11 protein-coding genes are annotated in these 13,081 nt (G+C 56.8%); 8 read left to right on the top strand and 3 right to left on the bottom strand.

From position 1 onward, the window contains the following. The first annotated feature begins 31 nt into the window (after nucleotides 1-31). The 5 genes from L370_RS14330 to araD all read left to right on the top strand — a co-directional run bounded on the left by L370_RS14330 (nucleotide 32) and on the right by araD (nucleotide 5,135). A complete protein-coding gene (locus tag L370_RS14330; protein ID WP_023334062.1) occupies nucleotides 32-1,351 on the top strand; it encodes an MFS transporter in 1,320 nt (439 codons plus the stop codon). Nucleotides 1,352-1,427: 76 nt separating this feature from the next. Then, nucleotides 1,428-2,933, top strand: coding sequence for an FGGY-family carbohydrate kinase (locus L370_RS14335; RefSeq protein WP_023334061.1), 1,506 nt, complete (start codon nucleotides 1,428-1,430; stop codon nucleotides 2,931-2,933). Next, nucleotides 2,930-3,583: a 3-keto-L-gulonate-6-phosphate decarboxylase UlaD gene (gene ulaD / locus L370_RS14340; protein WP_023334060.1), complete on the top strand. Its 654-nt coding sequence runs from the start codon at nucleotides 2,930-2,932 to the stop codon at nucleotides 3,581-3,583. The genes L370_RS14335 and ulaD overlap by 4 nt, the downstream gene beginning before the upstream one ends. Before the next feature lie 2 nt (nucleotides 3,584-3,585). Beyond that, nucleotides 3,586-4,446: an L-ribulose-5-phosphate 3-epimerase gene (locus L370_RS14345; RefSeq protein WP_023334059.1), complete on the top strand. Its 861-nt coding sequence runs from the start codon at nucleotides 3,586-3,588 to the stop codon at nucleotides 4,444-4,446. Continuing rightward, entirely contained in the window at nucleotides 4,440-5,135 is a 696-nt protein-coding gene (araD, locus tag L370_RS14350) for an L-ribulose-5-phosphate 4-epimerase (protein ID WP_023334058.1), read from the top strand. Before L370_RS14345 ends, araD begins: the two co-directional genes overlap by 7 nt. On the opposite strand, the gene L370_RS14355 is transcribed toward araD, so the two are convergent. Beyond that, a complete protein-coding gene (locus L370_RS14355; protein WP_023334057.1) occupies nucleotides 5,136-5,945 on the bottom strand; it encodes an AraC family transcriptional regulator in 810 nt (269 codons plus the stop codon). A 225-nt stretch (nucleotides 5,946-6,170) separates the two neighbouring features. Here L370_RS14355 and L370_RS14360 point away from each other — a divergent pair, with 225 nt between their 5' ends. Then, entirely contained in the window at nucleotides 6,171-7,571 is a 1,401-nt protein-coding gene (locus tag L370_RS14360; protein WP_023334056.1) for an MFS transporter, read from the top strand. 10 nt (nucleotides 7,572-7,581) lie between these two features. Beyond that, nucleotides 7,582-9,531, top strand: coding sequence for a glycoside hydrolase family 127 protein (locus L370_RS14365; RefSeq protein ID WP_023334055.1), 1,950 nt, complete (start codon nucleotides 7,582-7,584; stop codon nucleotides 9,529-9,531). Nucleotides 9,532-9,639: 108 nt separating this feature from the next. Here L370_RS14365 and L370_RS14370 read toward each other — a convergent pair whose 3' ends face one another. Then, nucleotides 9,640-10,380, bottom strand: a complete 741-nt coding sequence (locus tag L370_RS14370) for a MipA/OmpV family protein (protein WP_023334054.1) — start codon at nucleotides 10,378-10,380, stop codon at nucleotides 9,640-9,642. A 117-nt stretch (nucleotides 10,381-10,497) separates the two neighbouring features. Between L370_RS14370 and L370_RS14375 the strand changes: the two genes are divergently transcribed. Continuing rightward, on the top strand, nucleotides 10,498-11,463 hold the full coding sequence (locus L370_RS14375) for a LysR family transcriptional regulator (RefSeq protein WP_071787431.1): 966 nt from the start codon (nucleotides 10,498-10,500) through the stop codon (nucleotides 11,461-11,463). On the opposite strand, the gene aldB is transcribed toward L370_RS14375, so the two are convergent. Continuing rightward, complete coding sequence (aldB, locus tag L370_RS14380; RefSeq protein WP_023334052.1) at nucleotides 11,460-12,998, bottom strand: aldehyde dehydrogenase AldB; 1,539 nt, start codon at nucleotides 12,996-12,998, stop codon at nucleotides 11,460-11,462. The two genes, L370_RS14375 and aldB, sit on opposite strands and share 4 nt — an antisense overlap. Nucleotides 12,999-13,081: the final 83 nt, after the last annotated feature.

Genomic DNA, 13,081 nt, shown 5'->3' with positions numbered 1-13,081 from the left:
TATTCCGATTACATTCACTGAGACATTAACCATGAATATTTCATCGAATGCTCTACATGCGGACATTCCGCGCCAGCGCTGGCTAAGAATCATTCCTCCCATTCTTATCGCCTGCATTATTTCATATATGGACCGCGTGAATATCGCGTTTGCGATGCCGGGTGGTATGGATGAAGAATTAGGTATTACCGCGACGATGGCAGGCCTGGCGGGCGGGATCTTCTTTATCGGCTATCTGTTCCTGCAGGTTCCCGGCGGCAAGATTGCCGTGCACGGCAGCGGCAAGAAATTTATCGGCTGGTCGCTGGTTGCCTGGGCGGTGATCTCGGTGCTCACGGGACTCGTGACGAATCAGTATCAGCTTCTGGTGCTGCGCTTCTTACTCGGCGTGGCGGAAGGCGGGATGCTGCCCGTAGTGCTCACCATGATCAGCAACTGGTTCCCGGATGCCGAGCGCGGTCGCGCCAATGCCATTGTGATTATGTTCGTGCCTATCGCCGGGATCATCACCGCCCCGCTGTCGGGCTGGATCATCACCGCGCTCGACTGGCGCTGGCTGTTCATTATTGAAGGTCTAATGTCCGTCGTTGTGCTGGTGCTGTGGGCGTTCACCGTGTACGACCGTCCGCAGGAAGCCCGCTGGATCTCAGAGGCGGAGAAAAACTATCTGGTGCAAACGCTGGCGGCGGAGCAGCAGGCCATCGCCGGAAAAGAGGTGAAAAATGCCTCACTCAGCGCCGTGCTGTCCGACAAAACCATGTGGCAGCTGATCGCCCTGAACTTCTTCTACCAGACCGGGATTTACGGTTACACGCTCTGGCTGCCGACCATCCTGAAAGAGCTGACGCACACCAGCATTGGTCAGGTGGGGATGCTCGCCATTCTGCCCTACATCGGCGCCATTGCGGGCATGTTCCTGTTCTCTACCCTTTCTGACCGCACCGGCAAGCGCAAGCTGTTTGTCTCCCTGCCGCTGATCGGTTTTGCGCTCTGCATGTTCCTCTCCGTGGCGCTGAAAGCAAACACCTGGCTGGCCTATGCCGCCCTGGTGGGCTGCGGGTTCTTCCTGCAATCCGCTGCGGGCGTGTTCTGGACCATCCCGGCGCGTCTGTTCAGCGCAGAGATGGCGGGCGGCGCGCGCGGCGTGATCAACGCCCTGGGCAACCTCGGCGGCTTCTGTGGTCCGTATGCGGTTGGGGTGCTGATCACCTTGTACAGCAAGGATGCGGGCGTTTACTGCCTGGCCGTTTCTCTGGCGCTGGCGTCGCTGCTGGCCCTGCTGTTACCGGCGAAATGCGATGCCGGCTCAGAGCCTAATCCCACGGTGACGCCACACAAGCGTGCGGCCTGAGGCCCTCACCTGACCCACTAAACCAAACCGTAGGCCGGGTAAGCGAAGCGCCACCCGGCAATTAAGCGAGATGAAGATGAGTGAAAAAGAGCCCTTCTGGCTGGGTATCGATTGTGGCGGTACTTATCTGAAAGCCGGTTTATACAACAGCCAGGGTAAGGAAATTTGTATCGAACGTCGCGCCGTTGCCACGCACAGCCCGCGCGCAGGCTATGCGGAGCGGGATATGCATCAACTGTGGCAACACTGCTACGTAACCATCGCTGCGTTGTTCAAAAGTTCAGGCGTAAACGGTAAACAGATCAAAGGTGTCGGTATTTCTGCACAGGGTAAGGGACTGTTTCTGCTCGATAAACAGGACCAACCGCTGGGCAACGCCATTCTCTCCTCTGACCGCCGGGCACTGGAGATTGTGCAGCGCTGGCAGCAGGACGGCATTCCCGAAAAGCTTTATCCGCATACGCGTCAGACGCTGTGGACCGGGCACCCGGCCTCGCTTCTACGCTGGGTCAAAGAGAATGAACCGCAGCGGTACCAGCAGATTGGCAGCGTAATGATGGCGCATGACTATCTGCGCTGGTGCCTGACCGGCGTGAAGGGCTGTGAGGAGAGCAATATCTCTGAGTCCAATCTCTACAACATGAATACCGGGAAATACGATCCCCAGCTCACGCGCTGGCTCGGTATCAGCGAAATTGACGGCGCTCTGCCGCCGATTGTCGGTTCAGCAGAAATTTGCGGGGAAATCACCGCTCAGGCAGCCGCCCTTACCGGTCTCGCGGCGGGCACGCCCGTCGTGGGGGGACTGTTTGATGTGGTTTCCACCGCGCTCTGCGCCGGACTGCAAGACGAACAGACGCTGAACGCCGTGATGGGGACCTGGGCCGTCACCAGCGGGATTGCCAGTGCGCTTCGCAGCAACGAACCCTTCCCGTACGTCTATGGCCGCTACGTGCATCCGCAGCAGTACATCGTTCACGAAGCCAGCCCGACCTCGTCCGGCAACCTTGAGTGGCTCACCGCGCAGTGGGGCGACATGTCGTTCAGCGAGATCAACCACGCCGTCGCCAGCCTGCCGAAAGCCGAAAGCGATGTGTACTTCCTGCCATTTCTCTACGGCAGTAACGCCGGGCTGGAGATGACCAGCGGTTTCTACGGGATGCAGGCGCTACACACCCGCGCGCACCTGCTGCAGGCCGTTTACGAGGGCGTGGTGTTCAGCCACATGACCCACCTCAACCGCATGCTTGAGCGCTTTACCCAGGTGCAGGCGCTGCGCGTCACGGGTGGCCCGACCCATTCCGACGTGTGGATGCAAATGCTCGCCGACGTCAGCGGGCTGGCGATTGAGCTGCCACAGGTGGAAGAGACGGGATGTTCCGGCGCGGCGCTGGCGGCGCTGGTCGGCACCGATGTGTACCCCAATTTCCATGCGGCGCAATGCGCCCTCCGACACGACATTCGTGTCATTGAACCTGACATGCGCGCCCATGAGGCCTATCAGCGCAAGTATCAGCGCTACCAGCTACTGATTTCAGCACTACAGGGCTATCACGCCCGTGTTAAGGAGTACGACCTATGAGCCGACCATTACTGCAGCTGGCACTCGACCACACCTCTCTTCAGGCCGCGCAGCGCGACGTCGCGACGCTTGCAGATCACGTCGATATCGTCGAAGCGGGCACCATTTTGTGCCTGACCGAAGGGCTGAATGCCGTGCGCGCCCTGCGTCAGCAATGCCCGGATAAAATCATCGTGGCGGACTGGAAAGTGGCCGACGCCGGAGAAACGCTGGCAGAACAGGCGTTTGGCGCGGGCGCGAACTGGATGACCATCATCTGCGCCGCCCCGCTGGCCACCGTTGAACGAGGCCACGAGGTGGCCCTGCGCCGCGGCGGCGAAATCCAGATGGAGCTCTTTGGCAACTGGACGCTGGACGACGCGCGCGCGTGGCATCGCGTCGGCGTGAAGCAGGCAATCTATCACCGCGGGCGCGACGCACAGGCGAGCGGTCAGCAGTGGGGCGAAGCGGATCTCGCGAAAATGAAAGCGCTCTCCGACATCGGTTTGCAGCTTTCGATCACCGGCGGCATCACCCCTGCCGACCTGCCGCTGTTTAAGCAGATCAACGTAAAAGCGTTTATTGCAGGACGCGCGCTGGCAGGCGCCGCTAATCCGCCGCAGGTGGCACAGGCATTCCATTCGCAAATCCGCGACATCTGGGGAGCGTAACCATGCGTCAACATCCGTTAGGTATTTACGAAAAAGCGCTGTCGAAAGATCTCTCCTGGCCGGAACGCCTGGTGCTGGCGAAAAGCTGCGGGTTCGATTTCGTTGAGATGTCAGTCGACGAAACCGACGAGCGTTTGTCACGCCTCGAGTGGAGCACCACGCAGCGCGCTTCGCTGGTTGAAGCGATGCTTGAAACCGGCGTGGCGATCCCGTCGATGTGTCTTTCTGCCCACCGCCGTTTTCCCTTTGGCAGCCGGGATGAAACCGTGCGCCAACGCGCCCGCGAGATCATGACCAAAGCCATCAGGCTGGCGCGTGACTTAGGCATTCGCACCATCCAGCTCGCGGGCTATGACGTTTATTACGAAGTGCATGATGAAGGCACGCAGCAGCGCTTTACCGAAGGGCTGGCGTGGGCCGTCGAGCAGGCCGCCGCCGCGCAGGTGATGCTGGCGGTGGAGATCATGGACACCGCGTTTATGAACTCCATCAGCAAGTGGAAAAAGTGGGACGACATGCTCGCCTCGCCGTGGTTCAGCGTTTACCCGGATGTCGGCAACCTGAGCGCGTGGGGCAACGATGTCACCGCCGAGCTGACGCTGGGCATTGACCGCATTGCGGCTATTCACCTGAAAGATACCCAACCCGTCACCGCGCAAAGCCCCGGACAGTTCCGCGACGTGCCGTTTGGAGAAGGCTGCGTCGATTTCGTTGGCGTGTTTAACACGCTGAATAAGCTGAACTATCGCGGTGCGTTTCTGATTGAGATGTGGACTGAAAAAGCAAAAGAGCCGGTGCTGGAGATTATCCAGGCACGCCGCTGGATTGAAGCCCGTATGCAGGAAGGAGGCATGACATGTTAGAACAACTCAAAGCCGAGGTGCTGGCGGCAAACCTGGCGCTGCCCGCCCACCAGCTGGTGACCTTTACCTGGGGCAACGTCAGCGCAGTGGACCGCCAAAGCGGCATGATGGTGATTAAGCCCTCCGGCGTGGAGTATGACGTGATGACGGCGGAGGATATGGTGGTGGTGAATATTGCCACGGGCCAGGTTGTCGAGGGTAATAAAAAACCCTCTTCCGACACGCCCACCCATCTTGCGCTGTACCGTCGCTACCCGGAGATTGGCGGCATCGTACATACCCATTCTCGCCACGCCACCATCTGGTCACAGGCGGGGCAGGATTTACCCGCCTGGGGCACAACGCACGCGGACTATTTCTACGGAACCATTCCCTGCACGCGCCTGATGACCTCGGCAGAAATTGCCGGGGAATACGAATATCAGACGGGTGAAGTGATCATCAAAACCTTCGAGGAGCGCGATCTCAGCCCGATGCAGGTCCCGGCGGTGCTGGTCCACTCCCACGGCCCGTTTGCCTGGGGTAAAGATGCTGCCGATGCGGTCCACAATGCCGTGGTACTGGAAGAGTGCGCCTATATGGGCCTGTTCTCACGTCAGCTCGCACCGCAGTTACCGGTTATGCAGCAGGAGCTGCTCGACAAGCACTATCTGCGCAAGCACGGGGTGAATGCCTATTACGGCCAGTGATCAGCCGGAATTGATATGCTCTTTACAGTACCGCCGTTTCCAGACGGCGGGTGTTAAGCCCGTGTGCTTTGAAAAGATCTGCCGAAAATAGCCCACGTCATTAAAGCCGCAGCGGGTTGCCACTTCAGTAAGCGAAGCAGAACCATCCAGCAACAGCTTTTCCGCTGCCCTGACGCGCTGGCGATGTATTGCCTCCGTCAGGGTTAAATGGAAAGTTCGGCGAAACACGCGCCCGAGATAATCGGCATTGCAGTGCAACGCTTTTGCCAGTTGCGACGTCGAAAGCGGTAAATGAAACTGCGTGCGAATAAGCTGCTTCGCCTTCCACGCCATCGCCGCACCGGCTTCATCTGCGTTATCTTCATAGCCTGATGAAATAGAAATTTGCTGCAAAATCAGTAATAAAATGATTTCCAGCGCCACGCTTCGCTGTAATTTCTCCTGCTCGCTCAGGAACTGGCGGAAAAGAGAAATTACATACTGTGCATCCCTCACGCGGCAATGTTGTTCGATTGCCAGATTAGGCAACCGGGGCGGGTGATGCTCAACCTCAAAATGCAGCCAGTAAAATTTAAGATCGGCCGGAAAGTCGCCGACGCCCACATGGCGTCGGTCTGGCCAAAGCAGCAAACTCTCTCCTGCTTTTACCTCAAATAACGTGCTTTCTTCCTCGATCGTTAATGTCCCTTTTTCGACAAAAATAATCTCCCACGACGTTAATTTTCGCGCAGGGTGGCGGCCTACGCCCCGGGAGATAAATAACCCGCCATTTTGAACCTTAATCGGAAGCGCTATGGATAATTCAAGCATGGATATTCACCATTCCGCTTTTATTGCCGCTGATATTCAACTTACACTTTGATTATTAATCAATATTCGAATAACTGTCCGATCGGAATCACATTTTTATCATCAGGTCGGAATCGTCATCTTTTTATACTTTTCCCTTCCCTTGTTGGCCTTTCCGTTCGGTGCAGAATAAATGAGTACCTTGCACAAATACGATAATAAATTCGATTACCGAGGAGTTACTTCATGACTTCCACACCGATTACAGAATCAGACGTGACACAAGGGGCAACAGATAGCCGCTTGTCCGTGCGCGAAAAAATTGGCTACGGCCTGGGCGACGCGGGCGGGACGGTGATTACCTGCCTGATCATGAATTTTCTGACCTTTTTCTATACTGATGTGTTTGGCCTGACACCCGCGCTGGTGGGCACACTGTTTATTGCCTTACGTGTATTTGACGCCATTTCCGATCCGGTGATGGGCGTGATTGCCGACCGCACGCAGAGCCGCTGGGGGCGCTTTCGCCCGTGGCAGCTGTGGGTTGCCTTCCCCATCGGGATTATCGGCGTGCTGACTTTCACCGTTCCGGACGCCAGCATGGGCGTGAAAATCGCGTGGGCGTTCGGCACCTATCTGCTGTTGTCTGTGGGCTATACCGCCATCAACGTGCCCTACTGCGCGCTGATCAACACCATGACAACCCGTCACAATGAGGTGATCTCCTGCCAGTCATGGCGCTTTGTACTCTGCGGCGTGGCGGGCTTCCTGGTCTCAGTGGGCCTGCCGTGGCTGGTCGCGGTACTGGGGCAGGGCAATACCGCACGGGGTTATCAGCTTGGCGTTGGGGCACTGTGCGCTGTCGCCGTGGTGATGTTTCTGTGCTGCTTCTTCTGGGTGCGTGAGCGCGTCCCGCTGGCGCTGATGGGCAAATTCACCCTGCGCGAGCACCTGGCAGGCCTGCGTAAAAACGATCAGCTGCTGCTGATGCTGGTAATGTCTTTTCTGCTGATCAACGTCTTCAACATTCGCGGCGGCGGATACATGTACTTCATCACCTACGTGCTTCAGGGCAGCACCGCGTACACCTCGCTGTTTTTCACCATGGTGACCTTTGCCGCCATTCTGGGCGCGGTGATTGTCAGCCCGCTGTCGCGGCGGATTGATACCGTCAAACTCTACTACTACACCAACCTGGTACTCGCTGCGCTTGCTGTGGGAATGTGGTTCCTGCCGGGGGGCCCGGCGCACCAGACGCTTTGGCTGGTCGTGATTTTGAGTAACGGCGTGATCCTGGGCTTCACCCTGCCGCTGCACTTCTCGCTGATGGCCTTTGCCGATGATTACGGCGAATGGAAAACCGGCGTGCGCTCCTCGGGCATGAACTTCGCCTTCAACCTGTTTTTCATCAAGCTCGCGTGGGCATCCAGCGCAGGGATCATCAGCCTGGTGTTTATTGCCGTGGCCTATCAGCCAGGCGTGGGCAACCAGACGCCCGCCTCATTGCAGGGCATCACCGCCATGGAGACGCTGCTCCCTGCCCTTTTCCACCTGCTGCTGGCAGCCACTATCCGCTGGTGCAGGCTTAACAATCCCGTGATGTCGCGCATTGCCACCGATTTGCGCCAGCGTCATGTACAGTCCTGAGGAGAACGATATGACCATAATGGAAGCCGACCTGCACCAGCTGAAAATCAACGACCCGTTTCTTGGTCAGTACCAACGGCTGGTCCGCGATGTGGTGATCCCCTACCAGTGGGATGCGCTTAACGATCGCGTGGCAGAGGCCGAACCCAGCCACGCCATCGCCAACTTCCGCATCGCGGCCGGTCTGGAACAGGGGGAGTTCTACGGGATGGTATTTCAGGACAGTGACGTGGCGAAATGGCTCGAAGCCGTGGCGTGGTCGCTGTGCCAGAAGCCTGATGCTGAACTGGAAAAAACCGCCGACGAGGTCATTGAACTGATTGCCGCAGCGCAGTGTGAAGATGGCTATCTCAACACGTACTTTACGGTGAAGGCCCCAGAGGAGCGCTGGACGAATCTGGCCGAATGCCACGAGCTGTACTGCGCCGGACATATGATTGAAGCGGGCGTGGCGTATTTCCAGGGAACCGGAAAGCGCCACCTGCTGGACGTGGTGTGCAGACTGGCGGACCATATCGATAGCGTGTTTGGCCCGGGTGAGAACCAGCTGCACGGCTATCCGGGCCACCCGGAAATCGAGCTGGCGCTGATGCGGCTGTATGACGTCACGCAGGAGCCCCGCTACCTCACGCTGGTGAAATATTTCATCGAACAACGCGGCGTGCAGCCTCACTTTTATGATATCGAGTACGAGAAACGCGGCAGAACGTCATACTGGAACACCTATGGCCCGGCATGGATGGTCAAAGACAAAGCCTACAGCCAGGCGCATCAGCCGCTTTCTGAACAACAAACGGCCATCGGCCACGCGGTGCGTTTTGTCTACCTGATGACGGGCATGGCGCATCTGGCGCGCCTGAGTCATGACGAGGGTAAACGGCAGGACTGTCTGCGGCTGTGGAAAAACATGGCGCAGCGCCAGCTGTATATTACCGGCGGGATCGGGTCGCAAAGCAGCGGCGAGGCGTTCAGCAGCGATTACGATCTGCCCAACGATACGGTATACGCCGAAAGCTGCGCCTCCATCGGCCTGATGATGTTTGCCCGCCGGATGCTGGAAATGGAGGCCGACGGCCACTACGCCGACGTGATGGAGCGCGCGCTGTACAACACGGTGCTGGGCGGGATGGCGCTGGATGGTAAGCATTTCTTTTATGTGAATCCGCTGGAAGTACACCCGAAAACCCTGGCGTTCAACCATATCTACGATCACGTGAAACCCGTCCGCCAGCGCTGGTTTGGCTGCGCCTGTTGCCCGCCGAATATCGCCCGCGTGCTGACTTCGCTGGGGCACTACATTTATACCGTCCGCCAGGATGCGCTTTTTATTAACCTCTACGTGGGCAACGATGTCGCCATATCGGTTGGCGACGAAGCCCTGGCGCTGCGAATAAGCGGTAACTATCCGTGGCATGAACAGGTAAAAATCGACATTACCTCGCCTGCTCCCGTCACGCATACGCTCGCCCTGCGGCTGCCGGACTGGTGCGCCTCGCCTGACGTTTTATTAAATGGTGAAGCGGTAACGGGCGAGATCTCCCGTGGATACCTTTATCTGACCCGCAGCTGGCAGGAGGGTGACGTTATTACGCTAACGTTACCTATGCCGGTTCGCCGGGTGTATGGCAATCCACAGATCCGCCAGCAGGCGGGGAAAGTCGCCCTGCAGCGCGGACCGCTGGTTTACTGCCTGGAAGAGGCCGATAACGGTGCCAATCTGCATCACCTTTCTCTGCGTGAAAACAGCGAGTTCAGGGTCTTTGAAGGAAAAGGGATTTTCGCGCACAAGATGCTGATACAGGCAGAGGGGATTGGGTGTAACGTGAAGGACACGGATGCGCTGTGGCAATACGATCGCTCGCCGGTACAACGTCATCCCCAGACGCTGACCTTTATTCCCTGGTTTAGCTGGGCTAACCGGGGAGAAGGGGAAATGCGGATATGGGTGGATGAAGCATAATTAACTGCGGTTAGCTGCCCGGTGGCGGCTTCGCCTTACCGGGCCTACGATGTGCCCCATGCCCCACGTAGGCCGGGTAAGGCTGAGCCGCCACCCGGCTTTACCGCATCAGAAACGCCAGGTCAGGCCGGTCATCAGCGCGAAGCTGTCGTCGCGGTCGATCATCGGGCTGTTCTTCACGTCATCAGGCAACACGGTGTAGACCGCGCTGGCGTTGAGGTACAGCTTTTGGGTTAACTGATATTTAGCCGCCAGGCCAACGTATGGCGTCCAGCTGTCACCGGCGGTGTATTCATCCAGACCTGAGCGGCGAGACTCGCTGCCAGATACGCCGTAGTAGTAGTCGTTATAGCTTTCGTCGCTGTAGAACACACCAACAGAAGGCGTCAGGGTCAGGCGCTCCATTCGGATCGGACGGAAGTAAGATACCTCTCCGATCACGCCACCGCTTTCATCCGTGGCATCCCCCGAGACCGCCACTTTCAGTGAACCCCAGCTTTCATGGCGGTAGTACGCGCCGCCGAGGAAGGCTGACGCTTTACGCTCATCAAGCTGCTTCATCTGATGGTCGTCGTTGTCATCAGGATCGAAATGCAGCGGCATCCACGATGCGGTCAGGCTGAGTTCATTTTTTGCGTCTTTCCACAGGATCCATCCGCCCGTGGTCTGGCGAACGTAAAAGCGATCGCCTTCGTAGCTAATTAACGGTACTGCGGTAGTATTTTCGTTATAGCCTTTATAAGGAGACTCATTAAATACAGCCCCCGCTCCAAGTGAAAAGTCTCCGGCCATTGCTGAGGATGTTGCAAATAACGTGGCAGCGATGAGTAAATTGTATTTAATAGTCATTACATGTAATCCATTAAAATGCCAAACAAGCGAGGCGCATAATAATGGTTACAAATTTGCCAATGCAACGCTGCGGTTTATATAATATTATATATAAAATCATATAGATGGGTGCGCATGATGAATAAATTACAGCTAAAACCACGCGAATTAAAAATTATATCCGTCATCGCAGCTACCCACAGCATTGGTGATGCCGCCGCCCTGCTGGGCATGGCGCAGGCCAACGTCAGTAAATACCTGTCTGATTTTGAAACGCGGGTTGGACTGAAGGTTTTTGAACGCACCACGCGGCAACTGGCCCTGACCCAGTTTGGTGAAGCGTTACTCCCTTACGTTAATGCCACGCTGGATAAGAACAGTCAACTCGTTAATTTCATTGCTGATTATAAGCATGAAAAGCGAGGAAAGGTCACAATCTATGCCCCCACAGGTATCGTGACCTATCTCGCGCGACACGTGATCCATCAAATAGAAGATATCGGTGACATTCGCATCTCCCTGAAAACCTACAACCTGGACCGGAATGAATTTTCAGAAGGCGTTTCCTTTCCTGATGACTGCGACATTTTAATTACCTATGCACAACCGAAAGACGAAAACCTGGTCGCCAGCGTTTTGACAAAATATTCCGTTACGGCATTCGCAACCGTTGAGTATTTAAATAAACACCCCTTAACGGGACCTGAAGATTTAATTAACCACTCCTGCATTCTCATTGACTCTATGCTGGTCGATGATGCAAACATCTGGCGTTTCCGCGTGCACGGCAGTGATAACGTGCACGACTACCGGGTGACCGGTAATTATATTTGCGACAATACGCAGACGGCCCTGGAGCTGGCAAGAAATAATCTCGGGATTGTTTTTGCGCCAAAAGAGAGTCTAAAGAAAGAACTAACGCAAGGAATGCTGGTCCCCTGCTTCCCGCATCAGGAAGAGTGGTGGCTCGATCTCACGGCCATCTTCCGCAAACGCGAATACCAGCCCTGGCGCGTGCAATACGTTCTGGATGGCGTTCTGAACTGCCTGCGCCAGCAAATTGCTCAGGCCGTCCATGGACGGCCTGAGCTGGGCGATTAGAACAGCCCCAGCGGTTTATCGGAGTAGCTGACCAGCAGACATTTCGTCTGCTGGTAATGCTCCAGCATCATCTTGTGGGTTTCACGCCCGATACCCGACTGCTTATAACCGCCAAATGCCGCGTGCGCCGGATAGGCGTGGTAGCAGTTGGTCCAGACGCGCCCGGCCTGAATGCCTCTGCCCATTTTATAGGCCAGATTACCGTTGCGGCTCCAGACGCCTGCCCCCAGGCCATACGGCGTATCGTTGGCAATCTCCAGCGCCTCCTCCATCGTTTTGAAGGTGGTCACAGCCAGCACCGGTCCGAAAATTTCCTCCTGGAAGACGCGCATGTTGTTCTGACCGAACAGGATAGTCGGCTCAAGGTAATACCCTTCCTGCAGATCCCCGCCGAGCACTTTACGGCGACCGCCGGTCAGAATGTCCGCCCCCTCTTTCTTGCCGATATCAATGTAGTTGAGGATAGTTTCCAGCTGTCCATGCGAAACCTGCGCGCCCATCTGCGTGACGTTATCGAGCGGGTTACCGCTGCGGATAGACTCAACGCGGCGAATAGCGCGCTCCATAAAGCGCTCATAGATGGACTCCTGCACCAGCGCGCGGCTTGGACAGGTGCAGACTTCGCCCTGGTTAAACGCAAACAGCGCAAACCCTTCCAGAGCTTTATCAAAGAAGGCATCCTCTTCCTCCATCACGTCCGCGAAGAAGATGTTCGGGGATTTCCCGCCCAGTTCCAGGGTCACCGGAATGATGTTCTGCGTGGCGTACTGCATAATCTGCTGGCCCACTTCCGTCGACCCGGTAAACGCCACTTTAGCGATCCGTTTCGAGGTCGCCAGATATTCCCCTATCTCACCGCCCGCACCGTTGACCACGTTAATCACGCCCGGCGGCAGAAGATCGCCAACGATTTCCATCAAAAGCAGCACCGAGAGCGGGGTCAGGCGCGCCGGTTTCAGCACAATGCAGTTCCCGGCCGCCAGCGCGGGCGCCATTTTCCAGCTCGCCATCAGCAGCGGGAAGTTCCACGGAATAATTTGCCCGACGACGCCCAGCGGTTCGTGGAAATGATATGCCACGGTATCGCTGTCTACCTCACTAATTCCCCCCTCCTGAGCGCGAATACAGGAGGCAAAATAGCGGAAGTGGTCGATGGCCAGCGGCACGTCTGCCGCCATTGTTTCCCGGATCGGCTTGCCGTTATCCCAGGTCTCCGCGGTCGCCAGCAGCTCCAGATTCTGCTCCATTCGGTCGGCGATTTTGAACAAAATGGCCGCGCGATCCTGAACGGAGGTATGGCCCCATTTTTCTTTTGCTTTGTGCGCCGCATCCAGCGCCAGATCGATATCGCGCTTGCCGGAGCTGGCTATCTCGCACAGCGGCTGGCCGGTAACGGGAGTCAGGTTGGAATAGTATTCGCCGTCGACGGGAGCCACCCAGTCGCCGCCAATGAAGTTGTCATAACGAGGCTTCAGCTTGAGGGGAAAACCATACTCGCCGGGCTGGATACGCGATGAGGGAGGATTATTTGTCATGACCGTCTCCTTGCTGTTGGTGTACAACAAGGGTAGTTCCGGCTGGCGATTTTCTCGCCAACCGGTAACGGCGTTTACGACGG

The organism is Enterobacter sp. MGH 24, from assembly GCF_000493015.1.
GTDB lineage: Bacteria > Pseudomonadota > Gammaproteobacteria > Enterobacterales > Enterobacteriaceae > Enterobacter.
This window is presented reverse-complemented; position numbering and strand designations above follow the sequence as displayed.